The 15,096-nt window shown below is 43.2% G+C and carries 11 protein-coding genes; all 11 read left to right on the top strand.

What is annotated here, in order from left to right:
- Positions 1-113: 113 nt before the first annotated feature.
- The 11 genes from purD to AY607_RS05680 all read left to right on the top strand — a co-directional run bounded on the left by purD (position 114) and on the right by AY607_RS05680 (position 14,916).
- On the top strand, positions 114-1,397 hold the full coding sequence (gene purD / locus AY607_RS05730) for a phosphoribosylamine--glycine ligase (RefSeq protein ID WP_064102032.1): 1,284 nt from the start codon (positions 114-116) through the stop codon (positions 1,395-1,397).
- A gap of 131 nt (positions 1,398-1,528) precedes the next feature.
- Positions 1,529-2,254: a DUF4145 domain-containing protein gene (locus tag AY607_RS05725; protein ID WP_064102031.1), complete on the top strand. Its 726-nt coding sequence runs from the start codon at positions 1,529-1,531 to the stop codon at positions 2,252-2,254.
- A 27-nt stretch (positions 2,255-2,281) separates the two neighbouring features.
- Positions 2,282-2,839 carry a GNAT family N-acetyltransferase gene (locus AY607_RS05720; RefSeq protein ID WP_064102030.1) on the top strand — a complete coding sequence of 186 codons (558 nt, stop codon included), beginning with the start codon at positions 2,282-2,284 and terminating at the stop codon, positions 2,837-2,839.
- Positions 2,840-3,421: 582 nt separating this feature from the next.
- Complete coding sequence (locus tag AY607_RS05715; RefSeq protein ID WP_064102029.1) at positions 3,422-4,297, top strand: MetQ/NlpA family ABC transporter substrate-binding protein; 876 nt, start codon at positions 3,422-3,424, stop codon at positions 4,295-4,297.
- Between the two features lie 73 nt (positions 4,298-4,370).
- The gene (locus AY607_RS05710; RefSeq protein ID WP_064095982.1) at positions 4,371-5,396 is read left to right on the top strand and encodes a methionine ABC transporter ATP-binding protein; all 1,026 of its coding nucleotides are present in this window, start codon (positions 4,371-4,373) and stop codon (positions 5,394-5,396) included.
- Positions 5,393-6,088 carry a methionine ABC transporter permease gene (locus AY607_RS05705; protein WP_064102028.1) on the top strand — a complete coding sequence of 232 codons (696 nt, stop codon included), beginning with the start codon at positions 5,393-5,395 and terminating at the stop codon, positions 6,086-6,088. The genes AY607_RS05710 and AY607_RS05705 overlap by 4 nt, the downstream gene beginning before the upstream one ends.
- Positions 6,089-6,445: 357 nt before the next feature.
- The gene (gene dnaE / locus AY607_RS05700) at positions 6,446-10,018 is read left to right on the top strand and encodes a DNA polymerase III subunit alpha (RefSeq protein ID WP_064102027.1); all 3,573 of its coding nucleotides are present in this window, start codon (positions 6,446-6,448) and stop codon (positions 10,016-10,018) included.
- A 37-nt stretch (positions 10,019-10,055) separates the two neighbouring features.
- Positions 10,056-10,904: an RNA methyltransferase gene (locus AY607_RS05695; protein ID WP_064102026.1), complete on the top strand. Its 849-nt coding sequence runs from the start codon at positions 10,056-10,058 to the stop codon at positions 10,902-10,904.
- A complete protein-coding gene (gene cysE / locus AY607_RS05690) occupies positions 10,904-11,713 on the top strand; it encodes a serine O-acetyltransferase (protein WP_064102025.1) in 810 nt (269 codons plus the stop codon). The genes AY607_RS05695 and cysE overlap by 1 nt, the downstream gene beginning before the upstream one ends.
- 120 nt (positions 11,714-11,833) lie before the next feature.
- Positions 11,834-12,790, top strand: a complete 957-nt coding sequence (locus AY607_RS05685; RefSeq protein ID WP_064102024.1) for an ABUW_2363 family tetratricopeptide repeat lipoprotein — start codon at positions 11,834-11,836, stop codon at positions 12,788-12,790.
- A gap of 119 nt (positions 12,791-12,909) precedes the next feature.
- Complete coding sequence (locus AY607_RS05680) at positions 12,910-14,916, top strand: esterase/lipase family protein (RefSeq protein WP_064102023.1); 2,007 nt, start codon at positions 12,910-12,912, stop codon at positions 14,914-14,916.
- Positions 14,917-15,096: the final 180 nt, after the last annotated feature.

Below are 15,096 nucleotides of genomic sequence, written 5' to 3'. Positions count from 1 at the left end.
TCTATAAGGGGGGTTTATTATGTCTGTATTGATTTGCATCTTGCGTTAAGATGTTAATGATTTTTAAGCCGAATTAGGCTTTGGGAATTTCATTTTCGAGGATTATTCTAAAGATGAACATTTTAGTTTTGGGTAGTGGCGGTCGTGAGCATGCATTGGCGTGGAAAATCGCACAAGACGATCAAGTTACAAAAGTTTTTGTAGCGCCAGGTAATGCAGGTACTGCAACTGAAAATAAATGTGAAAATGTCGCTTTAGACATTCTCGACAACCCTACGATTATTGATTTTGCCAAAAACAATGCAATTGAACTGATTATTGTTGGCCCTGAAGCACCGCTTGTAAATGGTGTGGTTGATGCTTGCCGTGCAGCTGGTGTAAAAATTTGGGGTCCAACGCAGTTTGCTGCACAGCTTGAAGGCTCTAAGGCTTTTGCCAAGCACTTCCTTAAACGCCACAACATTCCAACAGCTTTCTATGACGTGTTTACTGAAGTAGACGCAGCGAAAGCATTTGTTGAGAAAAATGGTGCGCCAATTGTGATCAAGGCGGATGGTCTTGCTGCAGGTAAAGGCGTAATCGTTGCAATGACCAATCAAGAAGCATTTGATGCGATTGATGACATGCTTGCAGGCAACAAATTTGGTGATGCAGGTTCTCGCGTTGTGATCGAAGAGTTCCTTGCTGGTGAAGAAGCATCTTTCATTTGTATGATTGATGGCGACAACATCTTGCCAATGGCAACATCTCAAGACCATAAACGTATTTTTGAAGGCGACCAAGGTCCTAACACAGGTGGTATGGGTGCATACTCTCCTGCGCCTGTGGTGACTGCTGACGTATTTGAAAAAACCATGAATGAAGTGATGCGTCCTACCGTTGAAGGTATGAAAAAAGACGGTCACGTTTATACTGGTTTTTTATATGCAGGCCTCATGATTGATGGACAAGGTCAACCAAAAGTCATCGAGTTTAACTGTCGTTTTGGCGACCCTGAAACCCAACCGATCATGATGCGTTTAAAATCATCTTTAGTTGATTTGGTTCAAGCAGGTATTGAAGGTAAACTTCCTGCCGAAGCTGAATGGGATGATCGTAAAACTGTCGGTATCGTCCTTGCATCACGCGGCTACCCTGAAACATCTAGCAATGGCGATGTAATTACAGGTTTAGATACTGAAATGGCAGATGCGAAAGTATTCCATGCAGGTACAAAAGCCAATGAAAATGGCGACATCGTAACTGCTGGTGGTCGTGTGCTTTGTGTGACTGCGCTTGGCAATACCATTGGTGAAGCTCAAGTAAAAGCTTTAGAGCTTTGTGAAAAAGTAACATTCGATGGCGTTCAATATCGTAAAGATATTGGTTACCGTGCGATTGCACGTGAAAATGCTTAATCTATATTTAGATTAATAAAAAACCCCGAACGAATCGGGGTTTTTTATTTTCTTCTACAATCTATACAACTAGTCATACGCCTACAAATAATTTACTCTTTTTCATATCACTAAAATAAGAAGTTGAATATATGCATATCTGGAAATATTGCTGGGAATGTAATCATGATACTCCTCAAAACAGATTGAATTTAACAATCCACCCAAGAGTTATCGAAGGTTTTTCAAAAAATATAACGACTGATCAAGCAACCTCACTATGGACTTACAGCATTGATGCCTACCAGTTCACCCAATGTCAAAAATGTAATGCGCCATCATTACATTTAGACTCATTTCATGTGAAAGATATTGATGAGAACACTGGCCAAAAATGGGCTTCAATAAAATCTGATTTAGAGAACTTAGGGAAATGTGAATCTTATCAGATATCAAGTACGAGTTTTCCCAGATTCAACAAATCATTATTGCATGAAAAAAAATGGTCTTTCGATCTACCTAAAGATGATATGTTGCTCTTCTTTGAAGTCATTTCAGCCTATGAAAAAGGATTATTTATTTTAGCTCTTTCAGGAATTCGAACTCTAATAGATAGATACTTAGTAAAAAAAGTAGGCGATATAGGAGGATTTGAAAGAAAGCTCAAAAAAATGTTAGATGACAAACATATTAGTAAGACACAATATGAAATATTAAATACGATTATTGAGGGTGGAAATGCTTCTAACCATAGAGGCTTTAGACCTGAAGAGGAAATGGTAAAAACATTTTTAGACGTAGTCGAGGATATAATATCTTTGGACTATAAAACGAAACAGTTTAATGAGTTTAAAGAGCAAATCCCTAAACGAAACTAAAAAATCGTAACCAAATTAAGATATCTAATGACTATTCACCTTCAAACCCCTCGCCTGATCCTGTGCCAATGGCAAGACTCCGACACTGTACCCTTTATCCAAATGTGTGCAGATGACGAGGTTATGCGTTACTTCCCTAAAAAACTCGATGTGACTGAGGCAACCGCTTTTCTAGAGCGTATTCGCACAGATATCGAAAAACGCGGCTGGGGACTCTTTGCCGTAGAACTCAAAGCCACAGGCGAATTCATCGGATTTATTGGCTTACACGTGCATCCACCTGAATTGAAAATTGCCGATGCCCCTGAAATTGGCTGGCGCTTGCTACCCCAATATTGGCATCAAGGCTATGCGACTGAAGGAGCCAAAGCGTTACTGAAATATGCCTTTAGAACCCTGAGGCTCGAGAAAGTGATTTCTTTTACTGCATGCATCAACACGCCATCAGAACGTATCATGCAAAATATTGGCTTAGAAAAAGTAGGAGAATTTGACCATCCACTTGTACCTGCCGAGCATATCTTGTGTAGACATGTACTTTATGAAAAACAGCGTTCGGATTATCTGCATATTCCCTTCTGTTAAGCTTGCAGGCAGTATGATGAGCTGAGAAAGCCAAGATCAGATTCTGACTCGCCTAGTGAGCATGAAGGAAAATTTTATCCCGTTAGAGTTTTCTTGATTTCCCAAAAAATCAGATATTTTTCTTATATTTATCTATATACATTTTTATGCTTAATATCGGCAAAAATATTATAAAGATCATCTTTTCATCAAAATGAATATTCAATTCATTTAAAGTAAAAATAATATATTGTAATTACTAATGTTTTTATAAAATTACTATTCATTAAATCAGATAAATAATCATTTTTTATTCACTATATTGAATAAACAATAATTGCTATGATTGCGCGCATTCAGAGCACCAATTGCGATTATGTCTTTTAAAAATATCTATTTAATCTCTCTAAATAGCAAAAGTATAGGGCATTTGGTGAACTCTAAGCCGATCAAACCAATCTGAACTGTTGCAGTACATTTGTATTTTTCCTTTCGGAGTCAAATGCGATATTGATCTGGTCTGATAAAGAGGTAATAAAACTCCACTTTAACATGACCTTAAAATGCATATACTTTAGGCAACATGAGAATTAGGATATCTTTATGAAGAAGCTACTTGGCGTTTTACTCAGTGCATCTGTATTGACTTTAACTGCATGCGGAAAACAAGAAGCCCCTGCAACGGATGCAGCACAAAACAAAGACTCAGGTGAACTGCAAACCGTGACCATGGCATCGACTGGTTCAGACGCTGACGTCTGGCGTTATATCGCGACCCTACCTGAAACTAAGCAAGCTGGCATCAAGCTGGATGTGAAAAACTTCACTGACTATGTTGCGATGAACAATGCTGTTGCCAATAAAGAAATTGATGTCAACGCATTCCAGTCTTATGCCTATCTGGTGGCTTATAACGACGCCAATACACAAAAGATCGCCCCGCTCTCTACGACTTATCTTGAGCCAATGGGGATTTACTCAAGCAAAGTGAAAAAAGTAGAAGACTTTAAAACTGGCGCTACAATTGCCATTCCGAATGACGGCGCAAATGAATCACGTGCACTGTTACTGTTACAATCTGCAGGTCTGGTAAAACTTAAACCAAACTTTGATCTGGTTAAAGGTACGCCTGCTGATATTACTGAAAATGTGAAACACATCGTGATCAAGCCAATTCAAATGGCAACAGCAGTACGTGTAAAAGACGAAGTCGATGCGATTGTTCTGGGTAATACTCTGGCAATGGAAGGTGGGCTGAACGTATTGAAAGATGCGATTTACTATGAAGCCATTGATCAAAGCACCAAAATGAACGTGAACGTTTTAGCCGTTGCAGCCGATCGTCAAAATGATCCTGTACTTCAAAAAGTTGGCCAGTTGTATCATACTCCTGCTGTGAAAGCCTATGTTGATGAACACTTTGGCGGTACAAAAGTTGCGGTAAACAAACCGGTAACTTATTTGACCGAAGCAAAGTAATACAATAATCAATACTCAAAACAGGCAAGGATAACTTGCCTGTTTTTTTATACGTGATGCAGTATTTGACACTATGATTGAATTTAAAGACATCTCCAAACAGTATGAGCTGAAGGGCCAGACCTTACATGCCCTGAACCGGGTCAACCTGCAGATTCCGACTGGCAGTATCTTTGGCATTATTGGCTATAGTGGTGCGGGTAAAAGCACCCTGATTCGCCTGATTAACCTGCTGGAACGACCAACTTCAGGCCGGGTGATGATTAATGGCACAGATTTTACTGCTTTGGATGCCAAATCATTGCGTCAGGAACGTACCCAGATCGGCATGATTTTCCAGCACTTTAATCTGATGCAGACCAAAACGGTCGCTGCCAATATTGAAATGCCAATGAAGCTGCTCGGGTGGAAAAAATCTGAACGGGAAAAGCGTCTTGAGGAACTACTGGAATTCATTGACCTGAAACATAAACGCAATGCTTTTCCAGACGAACTCTCTGGCGGTCAGAAGCAGCGTGTCGGGATTGCCCGCGCCTTAGCGAATCATCCAAAGATCCTATTATGTGATGAAGCAACCTCAGCACTCGATCCGCAAACGACTAAATCCGTACTGCAACTACTCAAGCGCATTAATCAGGAACAAGGCATTACCATTGTCATGGTCACCCATGAAATGGATGTAATTGAAACTGTGTGTGATTATGTCGCAGTCATGGAAAAAGGTGACGTGATTGAAACAGGCTCTACCCTGCAGATCTTCAGTCAGCCGCAGCATCCAACCACGAAAAACTTTATCCAGACGGTGCTCCAGCAAAACCTGCCCGTAAATATTCTGAATAATCTGGAAAATCAGAATCATCACAGTATTTACTGTTTAAAGTTCTTGGGCAGCTCAGCTCAGGAAACCGTGATTCAAGGCGTCATCAAACAGTTTGATATCAGTTTGAATATCCTGTTTGCCAATATGACTGAAATTAATGGGACTGTAATTGGTCAGATGTTTATTCAGCTTCTCGGTAATTCCACAGAAATTAATGCTGCATTGCAATATCTCAGAGATCACGGCGTACAGGTAGATCAGGCAGGAGTACAGGAATGAGAGACTTAATTGTACAGTGGCTTACTACGATCACTGCGCCTTTCTGGAAAAGCTCGCTGTCGATGGACCAGTTCGTGACCGCACTGCAAGAAACCTTCCATATGGTGTTCTTCGCGATGCTGTTTGGCTGTATCTGGGGTTTTATTCAGGCGATTACTCTATTAGTTACTCGTCCCAACGGAATTTTACCAAACCGTGTGATTTATCATGGTCTAAATCCGATTGTGAATGCGCTACGCTCCCTGCCATTTATTATTTTGCTGATTGCAGTCATTCCATTGACGAAATTTCTGGTAGGAACGTCTATTGGCACATGGGCTGCGATTGTGCCACTCACCATTTATGTGGGCCCTTATATTGGCCGTCTGGTAGAAAACTCTCTGCTTGAAGTCAACGAAGGCATTATCGAATCTGCACAAGCCATGGGTGCAACACCGATGCAGATTATTTTCAGATTTATTCTACCGGAAGCGCGTAGTTCACTGATTCTAAACCTGACCACTGCCACCATCAGCCTGATTGGAGCTACGGCGATGGCGGGTGCTGTGGGTGCTGGCGGTATTGGCGACTTGGCAATCTCCTATGGTTATCAGCGTTTTGATACGTCAGTGGTGATCATGACTGTCATTGTATTATTGATCCTGGTGCAGATTGTACAGAGTGTGGGTGACTGGTTATCCCGACTTCGTTAAGTTAATTCTCTGAGTAAATAAAGCCCTCTTTTTGAGGGTTTTATTGTTTTCAGAATAGCTGCCCACTTCTTTCTATATTTTAAAGAAAAACCCGAATACACATTTGATACGCGCCACGGCGACAGGAAGTCGCCTGTTGATCTGTGGTACAGGGATGTACCACAGATCAACAAAGGGGGTTTGTTACTTTTGATGGGTCAAAAGTAAAAGAAAATATCTACTAACAACTAACTAAATAATCAGCTTAAAAAAATCAAATTCAAACCCGACCTAAAAGTTAACCATTTCCCCTCAATTTCGGACTGAAACAATAAATCCCGTGCTAAACTATCGAGTGGTTTTTGCAGGGACTCATTTATGCACTTTGTTCATCTTGGTATTCATACAGAATTTTCGATTACTGAATCCATCGTACGGATACCAGAACTGGTCAAAGCTGCCGCAAATGACGAGATGCCAGCACTCGCGCTAACCGATTTGTCTAATCTACATGCTGCGGTTAAATTCTATAAAAAGTGTCTGGATAAAGGCATTAAACCAATTCTTGGTTCTGAAATCCGCCTGAATGATGCCGAACATCGTGTCACCCTGCTTTCCATGACCAACAAAGGCTGGCGCAACCTGACGGAACTGGTTTCTGAAGGTTATATTAGCGGCCAGCAGCTTGATATTCCTTGTGTACAAAAAGAATGGATCTTAAACCAGCACGATGACATGATTGTATTGCTGGGTATGCAATCTGATGTCGGCAAAATGCTGATTACCTCAAACCCCGATAAAGCTGAACCTTTACTCCAGGAATGGGTAGAAAAATTTGGTAATCGCGTATATTTAGCGCTTACTCGTACAAGTCGTCCTAATGAAGACCTTTTCATTGAAGAAGCGGTCAAACTCGCCAAAAAATATAATATCGGTGTAGTCGCACATAATGATGTGCACTTTATTGCACGCGAAGATTATGAAGCGCACGAAGCACGTGTCTGTATTGCAGATGGTTATGTGCTGGGTGACAATCGCCGTCCTAAAACCTATAGCCCTGAACAATATTTTAAAAGCTCAACAGAAATGGTAGAGCTTTTCTCGGATATTCCAACCGCGATTGAAAATACCTTCCATATTGCAAGACGTTGTAATGTTACCCTACGACTGGGCTTTAATGACCTGCCAGACTATCCGATTCCAGAAGGTCATACCATTGGCAGTTATTTCACCCATTTGTGTGAAGTCGGTCTGGAAGAACGCCTAGACTTTCTGTATCCACCTGAACAACGTGGTGAGGACTGGCCGGAAATCCGTCAACCTTATGATGAACGTCTGGCCTTTGAAATCAAGATTATTCTGGACATGGGATTCCCGGGTTACTTCCTGATCGTAATGGACTTCATTCAATGGTCCAAAGGTAATGGTGTACCAGTGGGTCCGGGCCGTGGTTCAGGTGCCGGTTCTCTTGTAGCTTATAGTTTAAAAATTACTGACCTTGATCCACTCCGTTATGACTTGCTATTCGAACGTTTCTTAAACCCGGAACGTGTTTCGATGCCCGACTTCGACGTCGATTTCTGTATCGCCGGTCGTGACCGCGTGATTGACTATGTAGCACGGACTTATGGCCGCGATGCGGTGTCTCAGATTGCCACCTTCGGTACCATGGCAGCGAAAGGTGCGATTCGAGACGTTGCACGTGTCCTGGGTAAATCCTACGGCCTGGCCGATCGTATTTCCAAAATGATTCCAACCAAGCCTTTGGGCTTAAGCCTGGAAGAATCCTTAGAAGCAGAACCGCAACTGAAAGATGTGGTCACCAATCCATCCAACCCGGATTATGAAGATGCTTCTGAAATCTGGGAAATGGCGCTGAAGCTTGAAGGTATTACTCGGAATACCGGTAAACATGCCGGTGGTGTAGTGATTGCGCCAACCAAACTGACTGACTACTCAGCCGTAATGTGTGATGCCGATGGTACTGCACGTGTTGCCCAGTTCGATAAGGACGATGTCGAAGCTGCCGGTTTGGTGAAGTTCGACTTCCTGGGGCTGCGTAATCTGACCGTAATTGAAGACGCGGTTAAAAATATCAATAAACGCATTCAGAGCGATAAACCGCTGGATATTGCTTATATCCCGTTAGATGACAAAGATGCTTATCTGGTCTTTGCTGAAGCCAATACTACGGCGGTTTTCCAGTTTGAATCCGTGGGCATGAAAAAGATGCTGAAAGAAGCACGCCCAAGTAAATTTGAAGAGATTATTGCTTTCGTATCATTATACCGTCCGGGTCCAATGGATCTGATTCCTGACTTTATTCACCGTATGCACGGCGGTGATTTTGAATATCTGCATCCCTTGCTAGAAGGCGTATTAGAGCCGACTTACGGGATTATGGTCTATCAGGAACAGGTAATGCAGGCTGCACAGTTTTGTGCCGGCTATACCCTCGGTGGCGCGGACTTGCTGCGTCGTGCCATGGGTAAGAAAAAGCCTGAGGAAATGGTCAAGCAGCGTAAGATCTTCATTGAAGGTGCTGCGAAAAAAGATATTGATGAAGCTACTGCTAACCATATCTTCGACTATATGGAAAAATTCGCCGGCTATGGTTTTAACAAATCGCATGCGGCAGCTTATGCACTTGTTGCTTACCAGACGGCATGGCTGAAAGCGCATTATCCGGCTGAGTTCCTGGCAGCGGTGATGTCTTCGGAAATGCAGAATACCGATAACGTAGTGTTCCTGATTGATGACTGCCGCAAGAATAATCTGGAAGTATTACCACCATCCGTCAATATGTCGATCTATCAGTTCCATGCTCCCGATGAGAAAACCATTGTCTATGGTCTAGGAGCGATTAAAGGCGTCGGTGAAGCGGCCATGCAGTCAGTGATTGAATCACGTCAAAAAGATGGTCCATATAAAGACCTGTTTGATTTCTGTCACCGTATTGACCTGAAAAAAATCAATAAACGGACTTTAGAAGCATTGATTCGCGCCGGTGCGTTAGACTGTTTGGGCATCGAGCGTGCAGACCTGATGGCACAGCTCCCTGAAGCAGTGCAGGCTGCAGATCAGGCTCGCCAGAACCGTGAAACCGGTATCATGGACCTGTTTGGTGAAGTTGAGGAAGTTCAGCGCAAACCCGCCAAACCGGTTAAGCCGTGGGCAGATGAAGTTCGCCTCAAAGGTGAAAAAGATACACTTGGTCTGTATCTGACTGGACATCCGATAGACGTATACCGCAATGAGCTGAAAGCTTTTGTCCCGTGTCAGATCAATGAACTGACACCTACCCGTCGCGGTGTCACCACCGTGTTTGCAGGACTAGTAGTAGATATTGCCAACTTCCCGAACCGCATGATGATGACCCTGGATGATGGTACGGCACGGATTGAGATTTCAGCCAATCACGAACGCTTTAACCGCTTTAAAGAAGTTATCCAGCTCGATAAAGTCGTGGTGATCGAAGGTGAAATCTATGAGCGTGAAGGCTTTGACCGTCCGATGGGACGTCTGACCAAAGCCTTTAGCCTGAACGAAATCCGCCAGAAACGTGCCAATAGTATCAAGATTACCCTGCAGGTGGCACATTACAGCAAAACGCTTAGCCGCGACCTGCAACACATTCTGATGCCTTATACCAATGTGGATATGAGCACTCATATTCCCGTGATTTTATATCTGGATTATGACTATGCAAGCACTGAACTGCATCTGGGGTTAAGCTGGAAGGTCGCGCCACTGGATGAACTCTTAGCCAAATTGCGTGACTATTTTGGTAAAGAAGCATTGCACATTGAATATCAGGTCAAGTCCAAAGCTGCCAAAGCCGTGTCTTATGAACAGGCCAAGCCGATAAATGTTCCTGCGCCACCAACTGGCATGAGTATGGACGATGCTCTGGCACAATATGAAGCTGAGTCTCACCCCCAATATTCATAAATCCTGATCTTTAAAAAACCTTAAAATTGGAATCCTCATGAGTCAAATTGACAATGCTGCTGTTTCAGCACATCTCTCCCATGTGCGTATTGTCATGGTTAATACTACCCTGCCTGCCAATATCGGCAGTGCCTTACGTGCCATGAAAACCATGGGCCTATGCAAACTGGTACTGGTCGCTCCAAAAACCTATCCACATCCGGATATTGATGCGCTGGCTGCAGGTGCGACTGATCTGATTGAACAGATTGAAATCGTCGACACACTCGAAGAAGCGATCAAGGATTGCCAGATCGTTTTCGGTACCAGCGCACGTAGCCGTACAATTCCTTGGCCACTTCTGGATGTTCGTCCTGCTGCTGAAAAAGCACTTTCAGCTGTGGTTCAAGAGCAACAGGAAATAGCAATTCTGTTTGGCCGTGAAGACCGTGGTTTGACCAATGAAGAGCTGGCGATGGCCAATTATCACCTCACTATTCCGGTGAATACCGACTACGGCGTATTGAATGTCGCGCAGGCAATACAGGTGATCTGCTATGAACTGCGCATGGCTGCACTGGATCAGGTGGAACATCCGCGTGATCCCAAAGCTACCATGCAGGTCATTGATGGCATTGAAATGGAATGGGATGAGCCGCTGGTAACCCATAAAGAGATGGAGCAGTTTTATCCACATCTGGAAAAAATGCTGGCAGAAATTGAATTTATGGACCCAAAAAATCCAAGATTATTACCTTTGCGCTTGCGTCGTCTCTTTGGACGTATACAATTAGATCGTATGGAATATCATTTACTTCGTGGTATTTTCAGCCGTGTTCAGGCCTTGAATAACGGCACCTGGAAAAAATCTTCAAAAACATCATCACAGGACGAGGATCAAATCTAATGCTGAAACAGCTCAAAGAAGATATACAAGCTGTCTTTGCGCGCGATCCTGCAGCACGCAATACTTTAGAAGTCTTAACGACTTACCCAGGCATACATGCACTGATCATGCATCGCATGGCACATGAGCTATGGAATAAAGACTATAAAGGAACTGCACGTGCGTTGTCTTCGTTCAGCCGTTTTGCTACGGGTATTGAAATCCACCCGGGTGCAAAAATTGGCCGTCGTTTCTTTATTGATCACGGCATGGGTGTCGTGATTGGAGAAACTGCAGAGATTGGCAACGATGTCACCCTGTATCATGGCGTGACTTTGGGTGGAACCACCTGGAATAAAGGCAAACGTCATCCGACTTTAGAAGATGGCGTGGTGGTCGGTGCCGGTGCCAAGATTCTCGGACCATTTACTGTGGGTAAAAATGCCAAGGTTGGTTCTAATGCAGTAGTTACCAAAGCCGTACCTGAAAATGCTACCGCGGTAGGTAACCCGGCACGTTTGATTATCAAAGATAAACCCAAAGATGATGCTGAAGCACGTCGCCGCGACTATGCAGAAAGTATTGGTTTCCAGCCTTATGCAGCCACTGAAGACCAGTCTGACCCAATTCTGGAAGGTATGCGAATTTTGCTGGATCGTATTCAACAAAATGAAAAGCGCATGAACAACTTGTGCAATCGCCTTTCTTTGTTAGATCCGACCTTTAACAAGCAGCAGCAAGATAACCAGCCTTTGAGCAAAAAAGAGTTGGAGATTCTGGAAGAAGCGCGTCGTGAATGTGAAGCGCAGACCAGCCAATCCAAAGCCTGAATCTAGCTTTAGTTCTGTAACACAGGTTTACTTGCATGACCGTTATAGTTTTCATAGACTGACAGTCATGCTATTTATGTACTTGGCTGTTTTTAAAAAATAACAGAATGGACGAATATTATGACCTTTAAGCCCTTGGCACTTGCTTGCTTAACACTCAGCATTGCGGCGTGTTCAACTATGCCCCAAAAACAGTCTGCATCAAAACAATCGGAAGAATTTGTTTTTGTTGAACCGGCTATTACTCCTCCATTTTATGCGTTAAATCCTTTTAATTATAATGAACCGCCTCTCTTTGAAGTGCATTTGCAAAAAGCTGCAGCCCAGCCTGTAACCAAGATGGTGGTGACAGACCCGAATGATCCATCCAAGCAGTTGACGCTAGATGTCAATAAACTGATTATTCCGACGGTGGACAGCAATACCCGGACTATGCGTTATGCTGCGCTGGCAAATGACAATGAAATCGATATCACTGAAATCGATGATTTCCTGCAAATGGTCGAAGGCAAGGCACGCCATTATCCACCGCGTTTCAGTGATCGTCAGGAACGCCGTGGTTTTGAAGCCAAACTGCGTGACGTCAGCCAGCAGCTGGATACTCTAGCTGCCCGTCCAAATGCTTCTTTTGATGTTTTGTTGCGTGCTTTTAAAGCCAGCGTGATGGGACGCAATCTGGATCTGGGTTCAATTTATACAACCAAGTCCCTGACCTACGCACAACGCATTCTGCGAGTGAATCCAGATGATCCTGAAGTCAACTTCTGGTTCGGATTTGGCCTGTCTGAAGGTGGCGGTCAACGTGAAGCGATTCCATATCTGGATAAAGCCATGAAAGCAGGCGTTCAGGAAGCCTATCTTTCTGCAACCAATAACTATATTGCCTTAGAGCATAAGAAAAATGCCATTCAGACCTTAAGCAACTATAAAACCAAATATCCACAAGAAGCTGAAGTGGCGGACCGTTTGATTCAGGAAATTGAAAATAATGGCCGCTGGAATGTATGGCAAGTCATGCAGACCTCCACAGCAGCGCCGGCAAATCCTGGTTCAACACCAGCCCCTGCTACACCTTAATCAACACTTCTGTTTTCTGATTACAAATAGACTGCTACGGCGGTCTATTTTTATGAGAAAAAATTAGTAAAATACAAAACATTACTCCGCTTTATAGCCTGATTTAGTGAAAAGTTTTTATGCCTCAGAAAATTAATAAAAGATTAATACTTTGCACTTTACTCATCACCAGCGTACTCAGCGGCTGCCAGGTGGTCAGTGTTAAGGAACAGGCCGTTAATGTCACACTCAACAATGAACGTGACAGTATCTTGACCCGTGACAAGCTCAGCGAAGCCAGTCTGAATGTATTGTCCATGACCGGACGTGAAGCACAGGTCTGTGTTGAACAGCCTGAAGAATGTGTGGATGATCTTAAAGATATTCCTCAGATTTTAGATGAACAATTACTTTCTACAGCAAGTGAATTGTATCTGGCGAATGCCTTGCAAAATGCCAAGTCAGCCGAGTGTAATACCAGTGTTCTGAGCAAAACCCGGTCACAGGAAAAACAGCAGCTGCAAAAACAGAATATCCAGAAATGTCTGGATCAGCAGCTCACCATGCTGGATAAAAGCATTCGTTATAGCTATGCCTATCTGTTCAAAACTGAGCGCGCACCACAAGACCGTATTTTTGATAACCGCCAGGTCCAGATCCGTGATTTTTATAACCTGGCAATTGCCCATCTGATTCAGCGCTATGCTGAACGTTATGAAACCAAACGTTCCGGTCAAAGAATTCAAGTCGGCGACAGTATCTACACCCTTGATCTGGAAAATTTTCCGCAGCTGAAAAACCAGACTATTGAACAGCTCATGTCTACCTATAACATGAACTTTTCAGGCTTGCGTTCCATTACCCGTCGTGATGGTTTTGGTTCAGAATTTTTAGTGGTTTTACCAGAAGAACAGCAGTCTGAGCAGGATAAAAAATATATTGCCGATCCGCTCAAGCACAAATACCCTAATGGCATAAATCCCAATATTCATTCAGCGCGATATCTGGCCACGACTATCACTGCGGTACCCAAATCAGCAAATTCGACTGAACAGATTTTATCTACCTCGGAATTTTACCTGAAACTACATGATCCTTATAAACATGAAAAGATAAAGGTTGCTTCAAAAGAATATGCGCTGGCTGCCAACTTTTCAGCGCCCTACGGTTTATGGCTAGCCGAAAACAATCTGGGGCGTTTAGCCTATCTGACCCTGATTAATCGCGAAGACAGTCTGAGCATGCCACACCTGTACATGCTGGAACCGTATAATCCGAACAAGAAAGTGCTGGTATTGATTCATGGCCTGGCCAGCAGTCCTGAAGCCTGGATTCGTCTGACCAATGATATTATGGGTGATCCGGTATTAAGGGAAAATTTCCAGGTCTGGCAGGTATTTTATTCAACCAATATGCCGATTCTGGAAAGCCGTTTTCAAATTAATGCACTGGTTCAGCAAAGCTTTGCCCAGGTCGCGAACAATGCTCCAGCCAAAAAAGATGCGGTACTGGTCGGACATAGCATGGGAGGTGTGATTGCCCGTTTAATGGTCAGTCAGGCCGATATTACCCAAGATGCATTTAAGCTGGTACAAAATACCCGCATTGCACAGTTTAAGGATAATCCGTTATTTAAAGCCCGCCTGCAAATGCAGCCTATTCCGAACTTTAGTCGGGCCATTTTCCTGGCAACCCCACATCGTGGAACGGAATATGCCGATCGCTGGCATACCAAACTGGCCCGTAAAATTATCCGGATACCGGGTGCATTTTTGGGTGCCTTTGCCGATACCCTGCAAGGTGAGATCGGGTTAAAGGGGTTTGTTAAAGAACTGGGACATGACCTGATTCAGAATGGTCCGAGTGATCTCAGTGAAAATTCAAAATTTACTGCAATAACTGAGGATATTCAGCCTTCTAAAAATATCAAATTTCATTCTATTATCGGCAATACCGTAGATACGCAAGATACCAAGCTCATGAGCGATGATATTGTTTCATATGAGAGTGCTTATCTAAATGGTGCTGTATCCAACAAGGTCATTAAGGGCGGCCACTCGATTCAGGAAACGCCTGAAGCCGTGCTGGAATTGCGCCGGATTCTCAGATTACATCTCTCAGACCTCGGTCTTTATGATCCAGAATAAATTATCCTCTTGATTTATCTTAACCACCGCATGTTCGCATCCGGTGGTTAATTTTTTAAAAAAATACAGATGGGATATATAAAAACTCATCGCGACAGATCGGGGGCGCTAACTGCAACATTCCCTTAGAATTTCCTTTCTTTCTAAAAATTAAATTTGATAGACTTGCTACAATATAAC

The sequence above is a fragment of the Acinetobacter sp. SFA genome (assembly GCF_001647535.1).
In the GTDB taxonomy this organism is placed as follows: Bacteria; Pseudomonadota; Gammaproteobacteria; order Pseudomonadales; family Moraxellaceae; genus Acinetobacter; species Acinetobacter pecorum.
This window is presented reverse-complemented; position numbering and strand designations above follow the sequence as displayed.

What these genes read in the sequence shown, in the direction of transcription:
- cysE (WP_064102025.1), top strand. Translation starts at nt 10,904, where the DNA reads ATGCTGAAACAGCTCAAAGAAGATATACAAGCTGTCTTTGCGCGCGAT.
- purD (WP_064102032.1), top strand. Translation starts at nt 114, where the DNA reads ATGAACATTTTAGTTTTGGGTAGTGGCGGTCGTGAGCATGCATTGGCG.
- dnaE (WP_064102027.1), top strand. Translation starts at nt 6,446, where the DNA reads ATGCACTTTGTTCATCTTGGTATTCATACAGAATTTTCGATTACTGAA.
- AY607_RS05725 (WP_064102031.1), top strand. Translation starts at nt 1,529, where the DNA reads ATGCATATCTGGAAATATTGCTGGGAATGTAATCATGATACTCCTCAA.
- AY607_RS05680 (WP_064102023.1), top strand. Translation starts at nt 12,910, where the DNA reads ATGCCTCAGAAAATTAATAAAAGATTAATACTTTGCACTTTACTCATC.
- AY607_RS05705 (WP_064102028.1), top strand. Translation starts at nt 5,393, where the DNA reads ATGAGAGACTTAATTGTACAGTGGCTTACTACGATCACTGCGCCTTTC.
- AY607_RS05685 (WP_064102024.1), top strand. Translation starts at nt 11,834, where the DNA reads ATGACCTTTAAGCCCTTGGCACTTGCTTGCTTAACACTCAGCATTGCG.
- AY607_RS05695 (WP_064102026.1), top strand. Translation starts at nt 10,056, where the DNA reads ATGAGTCAAATTGACAATGCTGCTGTTTCAGCACATCTCTCCCATGTG.
- AY607_RS05720 (WP_064102030.1), top strand. Translation starts at nt 2,282, where the DNA reads ATGACTATTCACCTTCAAACCCCTCGCCTGATCCTGTGCCAATGGCAA.
- AY607_RS05710 (WP_064095982.1), top strand. Translation starts at nt 4,371, where the DNA reads ATGATTGAATTTAAAGACATCTCCAAACAGTATGAGCTGAAGGGCCAG.
- AY607_RS05715 (WP_064102029.1), top strand. Translation starts at nt 3,422, where the DNA reads ATGAAGAAGCTACTTGGCGTTTTACTCAGTGCATCTGTATTGACTTTA.